The organism is Brevundimonas sp. (assembly GCF_041648615.1).
Lineage (GTDB): Bacteria > Pseudomonadota > Alphaproteobacteria > Caulobacterales > Caulobacteraceae > Brevundimonas.
Genome location: NZ_JBAZOS010000001.1, coordinates 159,234 through 179,670, shown reverse-complemented (window position 1 = coordinate 179,670; position 20,437 = coordinate 159,234). Strand labels below are relative to the sequence as shown.

Here is a 20,437-nt window from a genome sequence, read left to right as displayed (position 1 = left end):
CGCCTTCCCGAAGGGGACTGCCGGCTCTCGACCCGGGGCGGTCAGGGCGGCGACGGCCGGACGCATAGCCTGCAACAATCGGCTGGCCATGCGCGGCTATCTCTGATTGGCATCTATCCATGATCTCGATGTCGATGGACTCCGCCGTCCGTGGGACCAGCCTGACGGCATTGTTTTCAAACGCTCCGAACGAAGGCGGTTTCCCGGCAGGGCGCGCCGCTTCGCTGATATCGCTCATCGGGAGACGCGCCGACAATCAGGATCGCGCGTGTGTCGCGCTCATGTCGCCGCGACCGGGCCAGGCCAGGTTCGTGGCCGCCGTATTCGACGGGATCGGCGGCATGGAAGCCGGCGCCGGGGCCGCGAGCCTTGCCGCGAGTACGTTCATTCAATCGCTCGCGACCTCGTTCAGCGTCGATCTCGACGTAGCCCTCGCCATGGCCATCTCAGAGGCCAACGCGGCCGTCTGGGCGACACTTCGGGGGCGTGGCGGGACCACCTTGACCGCTATTGCGATGTCCGGCTCAGGCCGATGCCTCGCTGTCCACGTCGGCGACAGCCGCCTCTACGTCGGCTTCCCCCTCCGCCAGATCACCACCGACGATTCTCCGCGCGGCCTGTTTGGATATGATCTGGATTTCGCGCCGGGCGGCATCTTTCAGTTCGTCGGCATTGGCGATCGATTGCGCTTTCAGAGTTTTGACCTGTCGAAGGACGAGTTCGACAGCCTGCTGCTCACGACAGACGGCTTTCACAGCGCCGAAGGCGCCGACCTGTCGACCCTCCTGCACAGGCCGGGCGACACGACCGGCGCGGCTCTGGAACGCTTCGGAAAAAGGCTGCTGCCAAATGACAACGCGACAGCGGTATTGATCAGCCGGCGCCGGGCAATGGCCGAACTCGGTCGCCTGGCCGAAGGCGCTCTGCTGGTGGCCTCCACCACCGAATTGCGGGATCGGTGATCCCGAGTCTTGCAGCGACCTTCCGGATTTCCGGGGGCCGTCAGAAAGCCTGGCCGGTCGATCCACACGTTACGGACCTGGATCCGGCCCGAAAACGGGGCGGCGAGCAAACGCGGCCGCGTCGCCGCGGTCACCCTCGAAGCGTCGCCCCGGCCTTCATCCCCGCCGCCACGACCTTCGCAGACAACGCCTCGATCTCCGCCTCGGTCAGGGTGGCTTCGGCCGGCTGGATCACGACCTCCAGCGCCACCGACTTCATGCCCTCGGGAACGCCGGCGCCGCGATAGACGTCGAACACCCGGACGTCGGCGATCAGCGCCTTGTCGGCCCCGGCCACCGCGCGCGTCAGCTCGCCCGCCGCCTTGTCGTCCTCGACCACGAAGGCGAAGTCGCGGGTCAGGGGCATCAGATTGGCGAGGTTGGCGGCGCCCCGCGCCTTGGACTTCGCGCCCCGCGGCTCGGGCACCGCATCCAGTACGATCTCGAACGCCAGCATCGGCGGGTCGGCGTCCAGCGCCTTGAGCACGCGCGGATGCAGGGCGCCGAACTCGACGATGACGGTCTTCGGCCCCAGTTGCAGGCGGGCCGAGCGGCCGGGATGCCACCAGTCGCGGTTCTGGCCCTGGACCAGTTGCAGGGAGCCGACCGGCGCGCCCAGCTCTTCCAGCAGCGCCATCAGATCGCCCTTGAGGCCGAACAGGGCGTCCTCGGCCCCGCCGCCCCAGTGACGGGCCGAACGCGGCGCGATCAGACCACTGATGACGGTGCGCTGGCCGGTCGGACTGTCGTCCAGATAGATGGGGCCGATCTCGAACAGGGCGGCGTCGGCATGGCCGCGCGCGGCGTTGCGGGCGGCGGCCTGGATCAGGTTGGGCAACGCCGACGGCCGCATGCAGTCGAGGTCGGCCGCGATGGGGTTCTCGACCAGCAACCGTTCATCGCCGCCGCCGAACAGGGCCGCGGTCGACTGTTTGGTGAAGGACCAGGTGACGGCCTCGGAATACCCCATGGCGGCAAGGGCCCGCCGGGCGCGGCGGACGCGGGCCTGACGCGGGTTCAGCACGCCGCGCGACGGGGCGCCCTGGTCGGGCAGCGGGGTCGACGGCAGGGCGTCATAGCCCTCGATGCGGGCGACCTCCTCGACCAGATCGGCCGGGGCCTCGACATCGCGGCGCCAGGACGGCGGCGTGACGGTCCAGAGGTCCCCGCGGGCGACCTCGAAGCCGAGCCGGGTCAGGATTTCGGCGATCCTGTCGTCGTCGAGCGACAGGCCGGTCAGCTGGCCCACCCGGGCCGGATCGAAGGCGAAGGACGCGGGATTGGCCGGCGCCTGCCCCGCCACCACGACCTCGGACGGCTCGCCGCCGCACAGGTCGAGGATCAGCCGGGTGGCCAGCTCGAGGCCCGGAACCACGAAGGCGGGGTCGACGCCGCGTGCGAACCGGTATTGGGCGTCAGAGCTGATCGTCAGCGTCCGCCCGGTCTGGGCCGTGACGATGGGATCGAACCAGGCGCTCTCGACGAAGACGTCGACGGTGTCGTCCGAACAGCCGGTCGACTCGCCGCCCATGACGCCGCCCAGTCCGATAGGCCGTTCGCCGGCGGCGTCGGCGATGACGCACATCGAGGGATCGAGGGTGTAGGTCTTGCCGTCCAGGGCGATCAGATGTTCGTGCTCGCCCCCCTCGTGGTTCGGCGTCCCGCTCGCGACCTGCCCGCCGCGCACGACAAGCTCTTCGCCCACCAGTTTGGCGGCGTCATAGACATGCAGGGGCCGGCAGCGGTCGTAGGCGATCAGATTGGTGACATCGACCAGCCGGTTGATCGAGCGCAGGCCGATGGCCGTCAGACGGCGCTGCAGCCACTCCGGCGACGGGCCGTTCTTCACGCCGCGGATCAGACGGCCGGCGAACACCGGGCACATCTCCGGCGCCTCGATGCGCACCCTGATCGGCGACGGATAGCGTCCCGCCACGGCCACGACCGACGGCGTTTTCAGCTGACCCAGGCTGGCCGCGGCCAGATCGCGCGCGATGCCCGTCACGCCCAGCCAGTCGGGCCGGTTCGGGGTCACCTCGAAATCGATCACAGGCTCGGCGCCGAACACGCCGGCCGCCGGCTCGCCGACCTTCAGGTCGTCCGCCAACTCGAGAATGCCGTCGCTCTCATCCGCCAGTTCCAGCTCGGAGGCCGAGCACAGCATGCCGTGCGAGACCACGCCGCGCACCGGCTTCTCGACCAGGGTCACGCCCAGGCCGGGCACGAAGGCGCCGATCGGGGCATAGATGGTGGTCAGGCCCGCGCGCGCATTGGGCGCCCCGCAGACGATCTCCTTGATCCCGTCGACCGTGTCGACCTGACAGACCTGCAGACGGTCGGCGTTGGGATGGCGTTCGGCCGAGACGATCCGGGCGACCGTGAACGGCGCGAGCGCCGCGATCGGATCGTGGACCGCCTCGACCTCCAGCCCGGCCATGGTCATGGCTTCGGCCACGGCCGCCGCGTCGGCGTCCGTATCGAGGTGTTCCTTCAGCCAGGAGAGGGTGAATTTCACGCGAGGGTTCCGGAGGGTTTCGGGACGTCGGACATGGTCTTGATCCCGCCCTGCAGCTCTTCCAGCAAGGCGTCGGATCCGGTGAAGCCGACCTGGACGAAACGGCAGCGGACAAAGCGGCAGTCCGACATGCCGATCACGCCGGCCAGCTTGGTGGTGCTCAGGGGGCGGTACAGAAGATTGCGGACATCCGTCGTCGTGCCCATGGCGCAGTTGTCGAACGTCGTCCCGTTCATGACGGCCATCACCGCCGGTCCCTCGATCACGCAGTCGGTGAAGGTCTTGCCGTCGATCGCCATCTGGCCGGCGTTCCAGTGCTGGACGGCCAGCGACGGGAGCCAGACGGCCTCTTTCTCGAAGCTGGTGCGCGCCACCATGGCGCGACCGGCGACTTCTTCGGGGGACATGGTCGGGGTCGGGTCGGTCATGCTTGCAGTCTCTCGATTTCAGTTCTGGCCATTAGCCGACGGGGACCTGTTCGATCAGCATCTTGAGCAGGGTTTCGTTGCCGGTGATCCCGAGCGTCTGGAACTGGCACCGCGTGAAGGTGCAGTTGCGCACCGGAATGGCTCCGATCCCCACATTGCCCAACGGCTGGAACAGCATGTTGCGCATGTCGCCGCCGGTCGGGCCGAAATTGGTGCTCTCGAAATGGACGCCTTCCAGGACCAGCATCAGCGCCGGCCCCTCGATGACGCAATCCGTGAAGGCTCGGCCCTCGATCATCACCCCGCCGCCGGCCTGGATGCTGGCGCGGTAGAGATCGAACAGGCTGAAAGTGGCGCCGGTGAACGCCTTGGCGAGCGGGTCCAGCGTGCGTGACGTCGCCGTGGGGGAGAAGGGCTGGTCGGTCATCAGGACAGTCCGCTTGCGGTGTTGGGGGCGGCGAAGGCCGAGAAACCGTAGTGGGCCAGCCACCGGGTGTCGGCGTCGAACATGGGGCGCAGGTCGGGGATGCCGTATTTGAGCATGGCGAGGCGGTCCACGCCCATGCCGAAGGCGAAGCCCTGGTATTCGTCCGGGTCGATGCCGCAGTTGCGCAGCACATTGGGGTGCACCATCCCGCAGCCGAGGATCTCCATCCAGCTGTCGCCGGTGTTCAGCTTCAGCTCGCCGCCCGAGCGGTCGCAGCGAATGTCCATTTCGGCGGACGGCTCGGTGAAGGGGAAATGGTGCGGGCGGAAGCGCGCATCGACGCCGTCCACCTCGAAGAAGCGGGCGACGAAGGTCTCCAGCGTCCACTTCAGGTGGCCCATGTGGATGTCGCGATCGATGACCAGCCCCTCGACCTGATGGAACATCGGCGTGTGGGTGGCGTCGGAATCCTTACGGAAGGTCCGGCCCGGGGCGATGATCCGGATCGGCGGCTTCTGCGTCATCATGGTGCGCACCTGCACCGGGCTGGTGTGGGTGCGCAGCACCTTGCGCTCCCCGGTCTCCGGGTCGGGCCTGAGGAAGAAGGTGTCGTGCATCTCCCGCGCCGGGTGTTTGGGCGGGAAGTTGAGGGCGGTGAAATTGTGGAAATCGTCCTCGATGTCCGGGCCTTCGGCGACGGCGAAGCCCATGTCGGCGAACAGGGCGATCATCTCGTCCATCACCTGCATGGTCGGGTGCACCGACCCCTTGCGGCGCGGTCGGGCCGGCAGGGTCAGGTCGATGCGCTCGGCGTTGAGGCGGATATCGAGTTCGGCGGCTTCCAGCTCGGCCTTGCGGGCGGCGAGCGCCGCGGACACGCGATCACGAAGGCCGTTGATCATCGGCCCCTGCTCGCGTCGTTCGTCGGGGCTCAGCGCCCCCATGCCCTTGAGCAGGCCGGAGATGGAGCCGGACTTGCCGAGGGCCGCGACGCGCAGTTCCTCGACCGCCGCGGCGGTCTCCGCGCCGCCGATGGCGTTGATCAGGTCGAGTTCGAGTTGGGCGAGATCGGTCATGGTGGCAGTCGTCTAGCGGGCCGGAGCGGTTTCGTCACCCGGTCCGGCGTCGCTTGATCAGTTCCGCGCCTCATAGGCCTCGACGATCCACGGCGGCGGGTCGGGCTCCCAGCGGATCGGCCTGCCCTCGGTGAAGGTCCAGCGATGCAGCCAGGACACGCCATTGGCCCGCACATAGTCGTCGGCGTGGCTGTAGACCGGATCGGTCAGCGCCTCCTCCAGCGTCACGAACCGATAGCCCCGCGCCTGATAGAGGGCGTGGATGCGCGGATACCAGTCGCGGTTCAGCGTATGGGCATGCAACAGCAGCACCTGCGCCGGCTCGCGACCGCCGGTCAGTTCGGCGCTGTAGGGCTCCCAGTGATCCAGCACGGCGGCCATATGGGCCACATAGGACTCGCCGATCCGGGTCTGCAGCGCCTCGTCGCCGGCGGCTTCGGCGTCGCGGTACAGGGCGGCGAACATCCAGTCGTTGTTGTCGATCGTCACCGGCGCGACCGTATAGCCCCGCTCCGCCAGACCGGTGGCGATGGCGGCCTTCTTCCCGGCCGTCTCGCCGGTGAACAGATAGGGATGGCGATAGAAGACCAGCGACCGGCCCCGCGCCTCGAGCGCGGCGCGGGTCGCCGGCGCGCCCTGGTCGACGTCGGCCAGATACGCCTCGACCGTGTTCCGGTGAATGTTGATGTGGCTGAAGGTGTGGTTGCCCATGTCCAGCCCGGCGTCGAGCCAGACGTTCAGCAGGGCGGGCAGCAGGTCGGCGCGGCGCGCCTCGCACACCTTGCCCTCATTGACGAAGACGGCCGCCCGCGTGTCCAGCGGCCTCAGCATGGCGACGAAATCCTCCGTCAGGGCCATGGCCTGGGCCGGATCGCACAGCACCGCGTCGGCGGCCTGATAGGGCAGGTCGTCGAAGGTCACCGCGACGGCGCGCCGCTGCGCGGCGGCGGGCCCGGCGAGGCAGACCAGAACGGCGGCGACAAGGAGCGGGCGCGGGGTCATGGCCCGACCCTAGCCACCCGCCCCCTGTTACGGCAACGCCTGCCCGATCCGGGCAGCCGGCGCTCAGTCGTTGAGGACGAAGGTCACCTTCATATTGACCCGGTATTCGACGATCTCGCCGCCCTTGACGATGACCTTCTGCTCCTGGACCCAGGCGCCCTCGACATTCTTCAGCGTCTTGTCAGCGCGGGCGATGCCCTTCTTCAGCGCGTCTTCGAAACTGATGGACGAGGAAGAGCTGATCTCGGTGACCTTGGCGACAGACATGGGCGACTCCTGGGTGCGGGGGACGCCGGATCACGGCGACGCTTCCTGAACGGGCCGGCCCGCCGCCGGTTGCGCGACGCAAACGAAAACGCCCGCCCCGGAGACCGGAGCGGGCGTTTCGAAGCTGTAGGTCAGACCGCGATCAGGCGGTCTTCAGGGCGTCCCGGACCTTGTCGGCCACGGCCTTGAAGGCGGCTTCGTCAGCGGCCATCGCGGACAGGACCTTGCGGTCCAGCTCGATGCCGGCCTCGCCGAGGCCGTGCATGAACTGCGAATAGGTGAAGCCTTCCAGACGCGCGGCGGCGTTGATGCGCTGGATCCACAGGGCGCGGAACGAGCGCTTCTTGTTGCGGCGGTCGCGGTAGGCGTATTGGCCGGCGCGATCAACCGCGGCCTTGGCGGTGCGGATGGTGTTCTTGCGGCGGCCGTAGAAACCCTTGGCCTGCTTGAGAACCTTCTTGTGTCTGGCGTGTGAAACTACGCCCCGTTTGACGCGAGCCATGTCGCTATCCTTTCAAATTCAGTGTGGAGATCAGGTCGATATGCTGCGCGCCGATCAGGCGTACGGCATGTAGGACTTGATCTTCTTGGCGTCGGCGTCGGCCATGACCGAGGTGCCGCGGTTCTGGCGGATGTATTTGCTGTTGTGGCTGATCAAGCGGTGCCGCTTGCCTGCCACGCCGGCCTTGACCTTGCCAGTCGCCGTGAATTTGAAGCGCTTCTTGGCGCCAGACTTTGTCTTCAGTTTGGGCATTTTCACTCTCTTTTTGAGTGGGTTGCCGTTTCGTCAGGCCTTGCGAGCCGTCGGATTGGAAACCCTGATGAGAACCGCCCAGGCATGCCTTTTAGCCCGGCGGTTCGGTACGCGAAGGCGCGGCTTCTAGGCCAGACAGCGGACAAACGCAAGGCGCACGGTCATCGTGGCGGATTATGCTGCTCAAGGAAGCGGACGGTTTCAGCCAGCATCCAGCGGCGCGTGGCGGCGCGGGACAGCCAGTGATCCTCGCTGGGCAATTCGACCAGTTCGTAGGGCTTGCCCGCACGGCGCAGGGCCTCGGCGAAAAGGCGGCTTTGCTCAAAGGGCACCACCGTATCGTCGCGACCGTGCAACATCATGATCGGCGCATCGGCCCGGGCCGCCTGGGCCGCCGGCGACGTCTGGTCAAGATCGCGGTCGCCCAACCGGTCGGCTCCCATGAACCGGTTCCAGTAGCGCACCACCGGCGAGTCGCGCCGCCCGCCCTGCTCGGCCGCCCACTGCACCATGCGTCGCAAATCCGAAACGCCGGCGACGGCGACGGCGCAACGATAGACGCCGGGATCGAGCGTCGGTCCGGCCATCGCCGAATAGCCGCCGTAGCTGGCCCCGACGATGCAGACCCGGGCGGGATCGATGATCCCTTCCGAGGCCAGCCAGCGCACGCCGTCCGACAGGTCGGTCTGCATCTTGCGGCCCCACTCGCCATAGCCCGCTTCCAGATGGGCCGTGCCCAAGCCGTCCGAACCGCGGAAATTGGGCTGCAGCACCGCATAGCCGCGCGACGCCATGGCCTGCGCCCACCAGTCGAACCCCATATAGTCCCGGGACGCCGGTCCACCGTGCGGGAACACGATCAGCGGCAGTCCCTTCGGGTCAGTCACGCCGGGCGGCAGGGTCAGGTAGCCGGGAATGCGCATGCCGTCGGCGGCCGAATAGCTGATCGACCGCACCTCCCCCACGCGGGAGCCGGTGATGTCGGGGTAGGCCTCGCCGGCGATCTCCGCCGTCCGGCGGTCCAGGTCCACCAGTTGATAGGTGCCGGCGTCGCCCGCCCCCTGGGTGAAGACGACGATCTGGCGCATGTCGTCGGACCACGATCTCAGGCTCAGCTGTTTGCCGCGAAACGCGGCCTGCACCGACCGCCATGCGCGTTCCGCCTGGGGATCAAGGAACTGCCAGGTCAGCGCGTCGTCGTCGCCCACCGTCTGCGCGCCGATCAGCAGTTTGGTCCGGGGATGATGGATGAGGCTGGTGGGCCGGCCTTCGAACGGCAGGTCCGAAACGGCTCCGGTGGCGAGATCCACGGCGTAGAAGCCTTGCTCGCGTCCATCGATCCGTCCGTTCAGGACGACACTGCCGGTGGTCTGACCGAAGCCGGCCAGTTCGGGGGTGTCGATCTTCGCGTCTGTACGCCACATCGTGCGCCAGAAGCCGGAACGCCAGGCCTGGAGCTCCCAGGTATCGCCGTCATAGAGGACGCGCGCCACCGGCTGACCATCGACGTCCAGCAGGGACGGAGGGCCCTTCCGGTCGGGATCGACGTGTTCCTCGCCGACGCCCGTTGAAAGGTTGATGTTGAAAAGGCCCGCCCCCTCCCGGCCCTGGCCGACGACGATCAGCGAGGGTTCGCCATCGATGGTGCGCACCATCGGCGAACCGAACACCTTGGCGAAGACGCCGGGCGTATGGTTGAGGGCCAGCGACACCCGCCGCGTGGGAATCTCGTAGATGGACGCATCGGCCAGCTCGGATCGCCTCAGGCCAATGGAGGCCCCGACCTGGGTGGCGGTGCTGTAGATATAGACGTGGTCCTCGCCGACCCACCCGATATCCCTCACCTTGACCGGCCCGGCGCGCACGCCGCCGATCAGGCTCATGTCGCTCAGGTCGTTGATGACCAGGGCGCGCTCCTCACCGACGACGGTGATGTAGGCCAGGCGGTCGCCGCTGGGCGAGACCTCGACCAGCTCATGCGCGGGCAGGGCCCCGTAGGCCTCCAGCGGCGCGACGTCCTGGGCCTGGATCGCCCCGGCTGACAGAATCATGCCCGCCGCGGCCAGCGCAGACACTGTGTGTCGAATAGTCATCGTGCGGCCCCCGCCCCTGTACTCGCATACATAGAAGCGGAGATGACGGGGCTGCAAGCGCAACCCTGTCCCGACCTTGAGGCGGACAAGCGAAAACGCCCCGGCCGTTTCCGGTCGGGGCGTTCGGAGGTCTGAAAATCGCCGCGGCCTATTTCGGCGCGAGGATCATGATCATCTGGCGGCCTTCCATACGCGGCGCGTACTCGACCTTGGCGATCTCGTCGAAATCGGCCTGCACCTTGTTCAACAGCTTCATGCCCAGTTCCGGGTGAGCCATTTCACGGCCGCGGAAGCGCAGCGTCACCTTGACCTTGTCGCCCTCGTCGAAGAAGCGGTGCATGGCCTTGGCCTTCACCTCATAGTCGTGGACGTCGATGTTCGGGCGGAGCTTGATCTCTTTCAGCTCGACGACCTTCTGACGCTTGCGCGCCTCGGCCTTCTTCTTCTGCTCCTGGAAGCGGAATTTGCCGTAGTCGAGGATCTTGCAGACCGGCGGCTCTGACGTCGAGACGATCTGAACCAGGTCCATGCCGGCCTCTTCGGCGGCTTCCAGCGCGGCGGACGTCGGCATGACGCCCTGCTTTTCGCCGTTCTGATCAATCAGCAGAACGCGCGGCGCGCGGATATCCTGGTTCATGGGGGGCCCGTCCTTGACGGGCGGCTGGTTCATCGGACGGCGAATGAGCGTCGGTTCCTTGCGTGGGAAAAAAGTAGCGTTCTGACAGGTCGGAGCGCGCGACATCCCGCCGCGCTCCCCTCCAGCGGCTCTATATGACCGCGAACGCCCGTCTCTTCAAGGTTCGGCGGGGCCGTCCGGTCCGATGAAGGTCGCATGAAGCTCAATCACGGCGTCGAAGACACGCCGGGTGGTCAGCGCCTCGATCGGCGCGAACTCGCCCCGGGTCTCGTTGGAGGCCGCGGTGCGGGTCTTCGGCCCCCACGGCCCGTACAGCCACCACTCGGTCGGGCCGAACAGGCCCAGGGTCGGCCGGCCCGCCGCCGCCGCCACATGCATGAGGCCGGAATCGTTGCCGACGAACAGGGCGGCGCGGTCGATCGCGGCCGCGGACGCCAGGATGTCGCCCCTGCCGACGAAGTCGATGCCGCGCTCGCCCGCCGCCGCCAGGGCGGGGGCCGCGGGCGGATGATCGCCGGGGCCGCCCACCAGCATGAAGCGCCAGCCGTCGAACCGGGCGTCGGCCTTCATCATCTCGACCAGCGCCCCCCAGCGGTCGGCGGGCCAGCTCTTGCCCGGCTGGTGCGCGATCGGCGCCAGGGCGATGATGGGTCCGGGCGCTGTCGCCAGCTGGGGGTCGATCACGGCGGCCGCCTCGGCCCGGGCCCGGTCATCGAGGAAGATTTCGGGGGCCAGCGGGGCTGTCGCGCCCATCAGGCGAGAGACCATCTCGACCTTGCGCACACCGGTCTCCCACGAGCGATTGTAGACCACCCGCCGCCTGGCCGGGATCAGATAGCTGAGGGCCGAGCCGCGGATGTCGATGACGAGGTCCCAGCGCGTTCCGACCGTCTGCTTCCACAGATCGAGCCAGTGACCGGCGAACTTCTTCTTGTCGAGGATGACGACCCGCTCGACGCCCGGAGCCGCCCGGAACAGCGGGGCGGGCGGTCGCCCGCTGGCGACCGTGATCCGGGCTCCGGGCAGCTGCCTGCCAATCTCGCGGATCACGCCCGAGGAGATGACGCAGTCGCCGATGCGGTTGGAGGTCACGAACAGGACCCTGGGGGCGGTCTTCGGATCGGGCACGCGCTTTGGCCTTCGCTTCATCAGGTCGCGTTCGCTATCAGTCTGCGACGATTTTCGCGAGAGGCGGACCATGACAGACGGCATCCAGCGGCTGCAGCGGCCCGACGGCGAGACCCTCGCCTTCCGGCAGGTCGGGGGAGAAGGCCCCACCGTCGTCTGGATCGGCGGCTTCCGTTCCGACATGGAGGGAACCAAGGCCCTGGCGCTGGATGCGGCGGCGCGCGAGGCCGGCTGGAGCTACGTGCGCTACGATCATTTCGCCCACGGACAATCGACCGGCGACTGGCGCCGCGCCACCATCGGCCGCTGGCGCGAGGACGCGATCGCCCTGATCGACAGCCTGGAGGGGCCGGTCATTCCGGTCGGCTCGTCGATGGGCGGCTGGATCGCCCTGCTGCTGGCGCTGGCGCGGCCTGACCGGATCGCGGGGCTGATATTGGTCAATCCCGCCCATGACTTCACGGAACAGCTGATGTGGCCTGGCCTGGCGGATCATGAGCGGCAGGCCATCCTGCGCGACGGAGAAGTCGCGATCGTCGAGGACGGCCTGGGCGAATATGTGCTGACCCTCGCGATGTTCGAGGAAGCGCGCGACTGGCTGTTGCTGGACGCCGCCATCCCGATCGCAGCGCCGGTGCACATTCTCCAGGGCCGGGCGGACGCGGTCGTGCCCTGGCGACACGCCGCCGCCCTGATCGAACGGCTGACCGGTGGCGATGTCCATCTGGACCTGATCGAGGGCGGCGACCACCGGCTGTCGAGCCCCACGGACCTGGCGCGGCTGACGGAAGCGATTGAACGGAGACGGCGTTGAGCGCTTAACTGCGGTACGCATTGCAAGGAGAGTCCCATGCGCGTCCTGACCTTCATCGCCCCTGTCGTCCTGCTGGCCGCGACGGCTTGCGCCCCGACAACCGGCGGGGACCGCTACACCAGTGAACTGGAGCGCCTGACCGCGGACTGCACCGCCCGCGGCGGCATCCTGTCCCCAACCGGCCAGCAGACGGGCCGGCCCCAGACCGACAATGTCTGCAGGATCACAGGCGGCGCCTCGCGGCTGACCAGCGGCGGCTGAAGCGAGCTTACAGCAGGGCGGTGATCGCCGCCCTCGCCGCCTCGCCCAGGTCCGGGCGCTTCAGAGCCAGGGCCACGTTGGCGCGCAGCAGGCCGATCTTGTCGCCGCAGTCGTGGGTGACGCCCTCGTATTCGACCGCCGTGAAGGCCTGGTCCTTCATCAGCCGCGCCATGCCGTCGGTGAGCTGAATCTCGCCGCCCGCGCCCCGGGGCTGGTTTTCCAGAATGCCGAAAATCTCCGGCTGCAGGATGTAGCGCCCGGAGATCGACAGGTTCGAGGGCGCCTCGCCGCGCGGCGGCTTTTCGACCATTCCCTTCATACGGATGTGGCGGCCGTCCCGGTTCTCGGGGTCGACGATGCCGTATTTGTGGGTTTCGGTCTCCGGCACGGCTTCGACGCCGATGACGTTGCCGCCGACCTCGGCATAGACATCGGCCAGCTGTTTCAGGGCGCCCGGCTGGGAGTCCACGATCACATCCGGCAGCAGGACCGCGAAGGGTTCGTCGCCGATGATGTCGCGGGCGCACCAGACCGCATGGCCCAGACCCAGCGGCTGCATCTGCCGCGTGAAGCTCATTTCGCCGGCCGTCGCCAGCTCGGCGATCATGGCGTCGAGGATCTCGGTCTTGCCCTTGGCCAGAAGCTGGGCCTCGAGCTCGATCTGATGATCGAAATAGTCCTCGATGGCCCCCTTGGACCGGCCGGTGACGAAGACGATGTGCTCGATCCCGGCCTCGCGCGCCTCTTCCACGATGTAGCTCAGGATCGGCCGGTCGACGACGTTCAGCAGTTCCTTGGGCGTGGTCTTGGTGCCGGGCAGGACGCGCGTCCCGAGGCCGGCGACGGGGAGGACGGCCTTGCGGAGGCGGCGGGTGTGAGCGGTCATGCGGGGTCCTGAACGGCGAGGTCGGACAGCCTAACGCATTCGCGGCCCGATGCGATCACTCGACAGTCACGGACTTGGCCAGATTGCGCGGCTGGTCCACGTCGGTGCCCTTCTGCACAGCCGTGTAGTAGGCCAGCAGCTGCACCGGTATGGCGTAGACCAGCGGCGCGATCAGCGAATGGCATTCCGGCGCGTCCACCCGGCGGATGCCTTCGCCGTGCAGGTCTGGCGCGGACTTCGGCGTGATCATGATCACCGGCCCGCCGCGGGCCGCGACCTCCTGCAGGTTCGAGGCGGTCTTTTCGAACACCTCGTCCAGCGGGGCGAGCGCCACGATCGGCGTATATTCGTCCACGAGGGCGATCGGCCCGTGCTTCAGTTCGCCGGCGGCGTAGCCCTCGGCGTGAATGTAGCTGATCTCCTTCAGCTTCAGCGCCCCCTCCATGGCCAGCGGGAACATGGCGCCGCGGCCGAGGAAGAGGACGTCGGTCGCCTTGGCGATATCGTGGGCGACGACCTTCAGGTCGTCCTCCATCCGCATGGCCTCGGCGATCAGGCGCGGGGCTTCGAACAGCGCCTTGACCAGTTCGGCCTCGCGCGCCGCGTCGATATGGCCGCGCTGAACGCCGGCCGCGACGGCGAGGGCCAGCAAGGCGGCGACCTGGGCGGTGAAGGCCTTGGTCGAGGCCACGCCGATCTCGGGGCCCGCGTGGGTCGGCCACAGAGTCTCGGCCTCGCGCGCCATCGAGGACGAGTGGACATTGACCAGGGCGGCCGTTTTCAGCCCATTGGCCTTGCACCACGACAGGCTGGCCAGGGTGTCGGCGGTCTCGCCCGACTGGCTGACGGCGACGGCCAGCGTGCCTGGCGTCAAGGCCGGATTGCGGTATCGGAATTCGGACGCGATCTCGACGTCGCATGGCAGGCCGGCCAGTTTCTCGAACGCATATCGGCCGATCTGGCCGGCGTAGAAGGCCGTTCCACACGCCACGATCTGAAGCCGGTCGACGTTGGCGAAGTCGGCGGAATCCGTCTTGGCCTTGCCGTTCACGAAGTCGAGGTAGTGCGACAGGGTATGCTGGACGCTGTCGGGCTGCTCATGGATTTCCTTCTCCATGAAGTGCCGGTACTCGCCCTTCTCGACCAGCGCCGATGAAGCCGAGACCTGCACGATCGGCCGTGTGACGGCCAGGCCGTTCACGTCGAACATCCGGGCGCCGTTCCGGTCGACGCCAACATAGTCGCCCTCTTCCAGATAGCTGATCTTCTGGGTGAACGGCCCGACCGCCAGGGCGTCTGAGCCCAGATACATCTCGCCCTCGCCCCAACCGACGACCAGCGGACTGCCCCGGCGGGCGCCCAGGATCAGCCCGTCCTCGCCCTCGATCAGCACCGCCAGTGCGTAGGCGCCGGTCAGACGGTCCAGAACGGTCTTGAAGGCGACCAGCGGGTCATTGCCGCGGCCCAGTTCGCGATCCAGCAGGTGGGCGACCACCTCGGTGTCGGTCTGGCTCTCGAACACGTGGCCGTCCCTGGCCAGTTCAGCCTTCAGTTCGGCGAAATTCTCGATGATGCCGTTGTGGACCAGCACGACGCGGCCGGCCTTGTGCGGATGGGCGTTGGCGGTCGTGGGCGCGCCGTGCGTAGCCCAGCGCGTATGCCCGATGCCGATCGTGGCGTTCAGCGGCTCGGCGGCGAGCACGGCTTCCAGTTCGCGAATCTTGCCCTTGGCGCGACGGCGTTCGATGCGCCCGTCCACAAGCGCGGCGACCCCCGCCGAGTCATACCCCCGGTATTCCAGCCGCTTCAGGCTGTCGATCAAACGGGGAACCGCCGGGCCGACGCCCGTCACACCGATGATGCCGCACATGGATAAGTCCCTCGGAAATCTGCCTTTCCGCGCTTTGCGCGCGGACGGGTAACGGTCTAAGCCGAGCCCGGCTGTCTGGCGCCGATGTAGGCGACAGGCGCCCCGGTTTGCACCTAAAAAGCGGTTTCGCAAGGTTTCTGCGACCGCGACGAGAGGAAGACGACGCTTGGGCGAGAGACGCTATTTCGGCACCGACGGCATCCGTGGACGCGCCAATTCCCATCCCATGACGCCTGAAGTGGCGCTGCGGGTCGGGCTGGCGGCCGGGCGGCTGTTCATGTCCTCGGACGACCGCCGGCACCTGGTGGTGATCGGCAAGGACACCCGTCTGTCGGGCTATATGATCGAACCGGCGCTGGTCGCCGGCTTCGCCTCGGCGGGCATGGACGTGCTGACCTTCGGGCCGCTGCCGACGCCCGGCGTGGCGATGATGACCCGGTCGATGCGGGCCGACATCGGGGTGATGATCTCCGCTTCGCACAACGCCTATCTCGACAACGGCATCAAGCTGTTCGGCCCCGACGGTTACAAACTGTCGGACGCGGTCGAACTGAAGATCGAATCCATGATGGATCAGGCCCTGGACGAGGGTCTGGCGCCGCCGGACAAGCTGGGCCGGGTCAAACGCATCGACGACGCCCAGGCCCGCTATATCGAGATCGCCAAGGCCAGCTTCCCCAAGGGGCTGAGCCTTCAGGGCCTGCGCATCGCCATCGATTGCGCCAACGGCGCCGGCTACAAGGTCGCGCCGACGACGCTGTATGAGCTGGGCGCCGAGGTCTTCGCCGTGGGCGTCGAGCCCAACGGTCTGAACATCAACGCCGACTGCGGCTCGACTCATCCGCACACGCTCGCCGAGGCCGTCAGGCGCCACAAGGCCCACATCGGCATCGCCCTGGATGGCGACGCGGACCGCGTCATCATCTGCGACGAAAAGGGCCAGATCATCGACGGCGACCAGATCATGGCCATGGTCGCTCTGGACTGGGCGAAGCGCGGACTGCTGGTCGGCGGGGGCGTGGTGGCCACCGTCATGTCCAATCTGGGGATGGAGCGCGCTCTGAACGCAGCCGGTCTGACGCTGGAGCGGACCCAGGTCGGCGATCGCTACGTCATGGAGCGGATGCGCCAGGGCGGGTTCAACATCGGCGGCGAACAGTCCGGCCACATCATCCTGCACGACTACGCCACGACCGGAGACGGCCTGATGTCGGCGCTTCAGGTGCTGGCGGTGCTGGTGGAAAGCGGCCGCGCCATGAGCGACCTGGCCCGCCAGTTCGAGCCGGTGCCACAGCTTCTGGAGAATGTCCGGTTCACCGCGGGCAAGCCGTTGCAGGACGCCGGGGTCAAGGCCGCCATCGCCGCCGCCGAGGCGCGTCTGGTCGGAGCCGGACGCCTGCTGGTGCGGCCCTCGGGAACCGAGAAGCTGATCCGCGTGATGGCCGAGGGCGACGACGCGGCGCTGGTGAAATCGGTGGTGGCCGATGTGGTCGCGGCGGTGAAGGCGGCGGGTAGCCCGGCCCCGAACTGAGCGATGGATCAGGACGCGTCCCCGGCGCAGTCTCATCCCATGATTCCCGCCCGCCCCCCGGCGCCCGGTCCGTCGCGTGCGGTCGGGGTCGTCCTGTCCCTGTTTCCCGGCCTGATCGCCTGCGCGGCGATCACCCTGGCGGCCGTCGGCGCCCAGGCGCTGGAGCTGCGGCTGTTCGGCCGGGGATGGATCGACGCCATCGTGCTGGCCATCCTGATCGGAGCGGCGATCCGAAGCGTGTGGACGCCGCCGGCGTCGTTCCGCCCTGGCGTGGAATTCAGCGCCCGCACCTTGCTCGAGATCGCCGTGGTGCTGCTGGGCGCCTCGGTCAGCGCCGCCACGGTGATGGCCATCGGCCCCGGCCTGCTGGCGGGTACGGCCGTGGTGGTGGTGCTGGCGCTGGCCGTCAGCTACGGCGTCGGACGACTGCTGCGCCTGCCGCGCCGGATGGCGGTGCTGATCGCCTGCGGCAACGCCATCTGCGGCAACTCCGCCATCGCGGCGGTCGCGCCGGTGATCGACGCCGACGCCGAGGACGTGTCCGCCGCCATCGCCTTCACCGCCGTGCTGGGCGTGGCGGTCGTGCTGCTTCTGCCGCTGCTGGGCGAGGCGCTGCGGATGGGCGACCTGAACTACGGCGTCCTCGCCGGCCTGACCGTCTACGCCGTGCCCCAGGTGCTGGCCGCGACCATGCCGGTGGGCGCGGTGGCGACCCAGGCCGGGACGCTGATCAAGCTGGTCCGCGTGCTGATGCTGGGTCCGGTCTGCCTGTTTCTGGCGATCGTCGTCGCGCTGGGCCGCAAGCCGGACACGGGCGTTCCCGCGCCGGAAACGGATGGCGCCCCCCGGTCACGCCCAATCCCGCTCGGCCAGCTTGTTCCGTGGTTCATCGTCGGCTTCCTGCTGATGATGGTCGCGCGATCGCTGGGCCTGATCCCCGCTCCCGCCCTGCCCGCGATGGCGCAGGCCGCGACCGCCCTGACGCTGATTTCGATGGCCGCCCTGGGCCTGAGCACGGACGCCCGCGCCATCGCCCGCTCAGGCCTTCGCATCGCCGCGGTCGTCACCCTGTCCCTGCTGTCGCTGGTCGGCCTGGCCCTCGGCCTGATCGGATTGCTCACCCTCGTCTGAGGCCGGCCCCGCCAGCGTGCCGACCAGGCCGGCGATCCGCTTGCGGATGTCAGGCACGGCGACCGTCTCCCAGAAGGCCGCGCGAGCCGGCGGACCCAGGACGAACAGCGAACGATCGGGCGCGCCGTCCGCATCGAGGACCCGGCCCTCCGCATCGAGGGCCAGCCCCAGCTTCAGGGGGTCCAGCCGGGCCCGGCCTGATGCGATCAGCGGGCCCGTCAAGGGATCGGTCGCGGGATGGTGTCCCGGCCCCGTGCAGTCGATCAGCCAGCGACCGGTCAGAGAAGCGGGCGACCTGCCCCGGCGTGGCGTCCAGTCCACCACGATCCCGTCGGCGGTCTGTTCAACCCGGCGGACGCGGCCGGCGTAGACCATCAGCCGGCCTTCGGTTTCCAGCCTCCGCATGCTGACGGCGACGCTGTCGGCGATGCGATGCCTGTGGACGTCCCACCATGGGCGCAGGTGACGGAGGAAACGGGCGCGGGTTGCGGCGTCGGCGGCGACCCACAGGGCGGCGGTGACCGGGCGCAGTCCCTCCATGACGCCGCGCCAGTCGTTCTCCGCCGACAGCCGTCGGGCCTCGGCCAGCCGCCGCGAGACCGGGCCCGTTGTCAGCGCCTCGCCGGGCGTGACCGGGGGGCCGTGGCGGGCTCCGTGGGCGTGGGGTCTCAACCCCCGCCGTGACAGCGCCGTCGCCCTTCCGCGCCAGCCGCGAGCCAGCAGCCACAGGATCGAGTCGACCATGGTCAGGCCCGTGCCGAGAATGACCACATCGTCGTTCGGGCCGATACGATCCAGGGCGTCCGACCGCCAGGGGTCCCCGATCAGCCGGTCCTGCCCGTCCGCGCGGAGTGAATCCGCGGTGTCCGGGGCCGGGTTGCCGGTGGCCAGGACCACGGCGTCGGCCTCGATCCGTCGTCCGTCCGACAGGCATACGACCGGTCCGGCCAGGGCGACGGCCTCGCCCACGACCCGCGTGATCAGGCCCGGATGGGCGGCCTCCGCCCCCGCCAGCCGGTCCGCGACATAGAGGCCGTACAGCCGGCGCGGCGCGAAGCCTTCCGGATCGGCGCCGTCGGGGTGGTGCGCCTCCAGCCAGCGCACGAAGTCGTCGGGCCGCCCCTCGACCGCGCTCATCCGGCCGGAGCGGACGTTCAGTACGTGGCCGTCAAACCCGGTCGAATAGGCCACGCCCGGACCGAAGACCCCGGTCCGGTCAATCAGGGTCGAGGCGACGCCGTTCTCGGCCAGCCCGGCGGCCAGCATGGCGCCCGAGAAGCCGCCGCCGACGATCGCGACGCGCCGGACGGTTCCGGCCTCGTCCGCCGGGGCGGTCATCGCCGGCTCAGTCTCGCTCGACGCACATGGCCACGCCCATGCCGCCGCCGATGCACAGGGTGGCCAGACCCTTCTTCGCGCCGCGCCGCTTCATCTCGTGCAGCAGGGTGGTCAGGATGCGGGCGCCGGAGGCGCCGATGGGGTGGCCGATGGCGATGGCTCCGCCGTTGACGTTGACCTTGTCAGGGTCGAGCCCGAGTTCCCGCAGCACGCACAGGCTCTGGGCCGCGAAGGCCTCGTTGGATTCGACGAGGTCGAGATCGGCGACCGTCCAGCCGGCCTTTTCCAGCGCCTTCCTCGACGCCGGGATGGGACCCGTGCCCATGACCGCCGGGTCGACGCCCGCCGTGGCCGAGGACACGATCCGGGCCAGCACCTCCAGACCCCGCGCCTTCGCCTCGTCGGCGCTCATCAGCACCAGGGCCGCGGCGCCGTCGTTCAGGCCCGAGGCGTTGGCGGCGGTGACGGAGCCCTCCTTGCTGAAGGCCGGCCGCAGCTTTTCCATCGCTTCGAGGGTCGCGCCGTGGCGGACGTATTCGTCGGCGTCGACGACCACGTCGCCCTTCCGGGAGGCGATGGTGACGGGGACGATCTCGTCGTCGAAGCGGCCGGCCTTCTGGGCCGCCTCGGCCTTGTGCTGGCTGGCCACGGCGAAGGCGTCCTGGTCGGCGCGGGTGATCTGGAACTGCTCGGCCACGTTCTCGGCCGTCTGGCCCATGTGATAGCCGTTGAAGGCGTCCCACAGCCCGTCCCTGATCATGGTGTCGATCAGCGACAGGTCGCCCATCTTCTGGCCCGTGCGCAGATGCTGGGCGTGCGGCGCCTGGCTCATGCTCTCCTGACCGCCGGCGACGACGATCCTCGCGTCGCCGAGGGCGATCTGCTGGGCGCCGATGGCCACGGCGCGCAGGCCCGAGCCGCAGATCTGGTTCAGGCTCCAGGCGGCCGTCTCCTTCGGAATGCCCGCGCCCATGGCCGCCTGCCGGGCCGGGCCCTGACCCGCCGCCGCCTGCAGCACATGGCCGAGGATGACCTCGTCCACATCGCCGGCGTCGACCCCGGCCCGCTCGAGCGCGGCGCGGATGGCGATCTCGCCCAGTTTCGACGCCGGCAGGCTGGACAGGCCGCCGAGGAAGGCCCCGACCGGCGTGCGGGCGGCGGAGACGATGACGACGTCAATGGACATGGACGAACCTCCGGGTCGGCCACGCGCGGGGGAGCGCCGGGCCATGGAAAACGAAACCTCTACGCCCGTCGGGGGCGTTAGGGCGCGGGAAA

The 20,437-nt window shown here is 68.7% G+C and carries 20 protein-coding genes; 5 read left to right on the top strand and 15 right to left on the bottom strand.

Features of this window, described 5'->3' with window-relative positions; translation table 11 throughout:
* Nucleotides 1-119: 119 nt before the first annotated feature.
* Nucleotides 120-962: a PP2C family serine/threonine-protein phosphatase gene (locus tag WC555_RS00875; protein WP_373250336.1), complete on the top strand. Its 843-nt coding sequence runs from the start codon at nt 120-122 to the stop codon at nt 960-962.
* A 130-nt stretch (nt 963-1,092) separates the two neighbouring features.
* Here the strand turns inward: WC555_RS00875 and pheT are convergent, their stop codons facing one another.
* From pheT to WC555_RS00820, 11 genes are all read right to left on the bottom strand, one after another.
* Entirely contained in the window at nt 1,093-3,516 is a 2,424-nt protein-coding gene (gene pheT, locus WC555_RS00870; RefSeq protein ID WP_373250335.1) for a phenylalanine--tRNA ligase subunit beta, read from the bottom strand.
* Nucleotides 3,513-3,944 (bottom strand): hypothetical protein, encoded by a 432-nt coding sequence (locus WC555_RS00865; protein WP_373250334.1) that lies wholly within the window; start codon nt 3,942-3,944, stop codon nt 3,513-3,515. The genes pheT and WC555_RS00865 overlap by 4 nt, the downstream gene beginning before the upstream one ends.
* Before the next feature lie 31 nt (nt 3,945-3,975).
* Nucleotides 3,976-4,371, bottom strand: a complete 396-nt coding sequence (locus WC555_RS00860; RefSeq protein WP_373250333.1) for a hypothetical protein — start codon at nt 4,369-4,371, stop codon at nt 3,976-3,978.
* Nucleotides 4,371-5,447: a phenylalanine--tRNA ligase subunit alpha gene (gene pheS / locus WC555_RS00855; RefSeq protein WP_373250332.1), complete on the bottom strand. Its 1,077-nt coding sequence runs from the start codon at nt 5,445-5,447 to the stop codon at nt 4,371-4,373. Before pheS ends, WC555_RS00860 begins: the two co-directional genes overlap by 1 nt.
* A 57-nt stretch (nt 5,448-5,504) precedes the next feature.
* Nucleotides 5,505-6,449 carry a polysaccharide deacetylase family protein gene (locus WC555_RS00850; protein ID WP_373250331.1) on the bottom strand — a complete coding sequence of 315 codons (945 nt, stop codon included), beginning with the start codon at nt 6,447-6,449 and terminating at the stop codon, nt 5,505-5,507.
* A gap of 63 nt (nt 6,450-6,512) precedes the next feature.
* Nucleotides 6,513-6,716: a dodecin family protein gene (locus WC555_RS00845; RefSeq protein ID WP_373250330.1), complete on the bottom strand. Its 204-nt coding sequence runs from the start codon at nt 6,714-6,716 to the stop codon at nt 6,513-6,515.
* A 142-nt stretch (nt 6,717-6,858) separates the two neighbouring features.
* A complete protein-coding gene (rplT, locus tag WC555_RS00840; protein ID WP_373250329.1) occupies nt 6,859-7,218 on the bottom strand; it encodes a 50S ribosomal protein L20 in 360 nt (119 codons plus the stop codon).
* A 54-nt stretch (nt 7,219-7,272) separates the two neighbouring features.
* Nucleotides 7,273-7,470, bottom strand: a complete 198-nt coding sequence (rpmI, locus tag WC555_RS00835) for a 50S ribosomal protein L35 (RefSeq protein ID WP_003166435.1) — start codon at nt 7,468-7,470, stop codon at nt 7,273-7,275.
* 161 nt (nt 7,471-7,631) lie between these two features.
* Nucleotides 7,632-9,521: an alpha/beta hydrolase family protein gene (locus WC555_RS00830; protein WP_373250328.1), complete on the bottom strand. Its 1,890-nt coding sequence runs from the start codon at nt 9,519-9,521 to the stop codon at nt 7,632-7,634.
* Between the two features lie 190 nt (nt 9,522-9,711).
* A complete protein-coding gene (gene infC, locus WC555_RS00825; protein WP_055827440.1) occupies nt 9,712-10,233 on the bottom strand; it encodes a translation initiation factor IF-3 in 522 nt (173 codons plus the stop codon).
* Between the two features lie 123 nt (nt 10,234-10,356).
* Nucleotides 10,357-11,328 (bottom strand): glycosyltransferase family 9 protein, encoded by a 972-nt coding sequence (locus WC555_RS00820; RefSeq protein ID WP_373250327.1) that lies wholly within the window; start codon nt 11,326-11,328, stop codon nt 10,357-10,359.
* Nucleotides 11,329-11,398: 70 nt separating this feature from the next.
* On the opposite strand from WC555_RS00820, the gene WC555_RS00815 reads away from it, so the two are divergent.
* Together WC555_RS00815 and WC555_RS00810 are read left to right on the top strand one after the other, a co-directional pair.
* Nucleotides 11,399-12,142 (top strand): alpha/beta fold hydrolase, encoded by a 744-nt coding sequence (locus tag WC555_RS00815; RefSeq protein ID WP_373250326.1) that lies wholly within the window; start codon nt 11,399-11,401, stop codon nt 12,140-12,142.
* A 36-nt stretch (nt 12,143-12,178) separates the two neighbouring features.
* The gene (locus WC555_RS00810; RefSeq protein WP_373250325.1) at nt 12,179-12,403 is read left to right on the top strand and encodes a hypothetical protein; all 225 of its coding nucleotides are present in this window, start codon (nt 12,179-12,181) and stop codon (nt 12,401-12,403) included.
* Nucleotides 12,404-12,410: 7 nt separating this feature from the next.
* Here the strand turns inward: WC555_RS00810 and galU are convergent, their stop codons facing one another.
* Together galU and glmS are read right to left on the bottom strand one after the other, a co-directional pair.
* A complete protein-coding gene (gene galU / locus WC555_RS00805) occupies nt 12,411-13,289 on the bottom strand; it encodes a UTP--glucose-1-phosphate uridylyltransferase GalU (protein WP_373250324.1) in 879 nt (292 codons plus the stop codon).
* 55 nt (nt 13,290-13,344) lie between these two features.
* The gene (glmS, locus tag WC555_RS00800; protein WP_373250323.1) at nt 13,345-15,159 is read right to left on the bottom strand and encodes a glutamine--fructose-6-phosphate transaminase (isomerizing); all 1,815 of its coding nucleotides are present in this window, start codon (nt 15,157-15,159) and stop codon (nt 13,345-13,347) included.
* A gap of 166 nt (nt 15,160-15,325) precedes the next feature.
* Between glmS and glmM the strand changes: the two genes are divergently transcribed.
* A complete protein-coding gene (gene glmM / locus WC555_RS00795) occupies nt 15,326-16,690 on the top strand; it encodes a phosphoglucosamine mutase (RefSeq protein ID WP_373250322.1) in 1,365 nt (454 codons plus the stop codon).
* 39 nt (nt 16,691-16,729) lie between these two features.
* Entirely contained in the window at nt 16,730-17,821 is a 1,092-nt protein-coding gene (locus WC555_RS00790) for a YeiH family protein (RefSeq protein ID WP_373250321.1), read from the top strand.
* On the opposite strand, the gene WC555_RS00785 is transcribed toward WC555_RS00790, so the two are convergent.
* Both WC555_RS00785 and WC555_RS00780 read right to left on the bottom strand, forming a co-directional pair.
* Entirely contained in the window at nt 17,729-19,159 is a 1,431-nt protein-coding gene (locus WC555_RS00785; RefSeq protein ID WP_373250320.1) for an FAD/NAD(P)-binding protein, read from the bottom strand. The two genes, WC555_RS00790 and WC555_RS00785, sit on opposite strands and share 93 nt — an antisense overlap.
* A 7-nt stretch (nt 19,160-19,166) precedes the next feature.
* Nucleotides 19,167-20,345 (bottom strand): acetyl-CoA C-acetyltransferase, encoded by a 1,179-nt coding sequence (locus tag WC555_RS00780; protein ID WP_373250319.1) that lies wholly within the window; start codon nt 20,343-20,345, stop codon nt 19,167-19,169.
* Nucleotides 20,346-20,437 lie beyond the last annotated feature (92 nt).

What these genes read in the sequence shown, in the direction of transcription:
- WC555_RS00865 (WP_373250334.1), bottom strand. Translation starts at nt 3,944, where the DNA reads ATGACCGACCCGACCCCGACCATGTCCCCCGAAGAAGTCGCCGGTCGC.
- WC555_RS00850 (WP_373250331.1), bottom strand. Translation starts at nt 6,449, where the DNA reads ATGACCCCGCGCCCGCTCCTTGTCGCCGCCGTTCTGGTCTGCCTCGCC.
- WC555_RS00815 (WP_373250326.1), top strand. Translation starts at nt 11,399, where the DNA reads ATGACAGACGGCATCCAGCGGCTGCAGCGGCCCGACGGCGAGACCCTC.
- rplT (WP_373250329.1), bottom strand. Translation starts at nt 7,218, where the DNA reads ATGGCTCGCGTCAAACGGGGCGTAGTTTCACACGCCAGACACAAGAAG.
- WC555_RS00780 (WP_373250319.1), bottom strand. Translation starts at nt 20,345, where the DNA reads ATGTCCATTGACGTCGTCATCGTCTCCGCCGCCCGCACGCCGGTCGGG.
- galU (WP_373250324.1), bottom strand. Translation starts at nt 13,289, where the DNA reads ATGACCGCTCACACCCGCCGCCTCCGCAAGGCCGTCCTCCCCGTCGCC.
- WC555_RS00860 (WP_373250333.1), bottom strand. Translation starts at nt 4,371, where the DNA reads ATGACCGACCAGCCCTTCTCCCCCACGGCGACGTCACGCACGCTGGAC.
- WC555_RS00830 (WP_373250328.1), bottom strand. Translation starts at nt 9,521, where the DNA reads ATGATTCTGTCAGCCGGGGCGATCCAGGCCCAGGACGTCGCGCCGCTG.
- WC555_RS00875 (WP_373250336.1), top strand. Translation starts at nt 120, where the DNA reads ATGATCTCGATGTCGATGGACTCCGCCGTCCGTGGGACCAGCCTGACG.
- rpmI (WP_003166435.1), bottom strand. Translation starts at nt 7,470, where the DNA reads ATGCCCAAACTGAAGACAAAGTCTGGCGCCAAGAAGCGCTTCAAATTC.
- pheS (WP_373250332.1), bottom strand. Translation starts at nt 5,447, where the DNA reads ATGACCGATCTCGCCCAACTCGAACTCGACCTGATCAACGCCATCGGC.
- WC555_RS00785 (WP_373250320.1), bottom strand. Translation starts at nt 19,159, where the DNA reads ATGACCGCCCCGGCGGACGAGGCCGGAACCGTCCGGCGCGTCGCGATC.
- infC (WP_055827440.1), bottom strand. Translation starts at nt 10,233, where the DNA reads ATGAACCAGCCGCCCGTCAAGGACGGGCCCCCCATGAACCAGGATATC.
- WC555_RS00845 (WP_373250330.1), bottom strand. Translation starts at nt 6,716, where the DNA reads ATGTCTGTCGCCAAGGTCACCGAGATCAGCTCTTCCTCGTCCATCAGT.
- glmS (WP_373250323.1), bottom strand. Translation starts at nt 15,159, where the DNA reads ATGTGCGGCATCATCGGTGTGACGGGCGTCGGCCCGGCGGTTCCCCGT.
- WC555_RS00790 (WP_373250321.1), top strand. Translation starts at nt 16,730, where the DNA reads ATGATTCCCGCCCGCCCCCCGGCGCCCGGTCCGTCGCGTGCGGTCGGG.
- WC555_RS00810 (WP_373250325.1), top strand. Translation starts at nt 12,179, where the DNA reads ATGCGCGTCCTGACCTTCATCGCCCCTGTCGTCCTGCTGGCCGCGACG.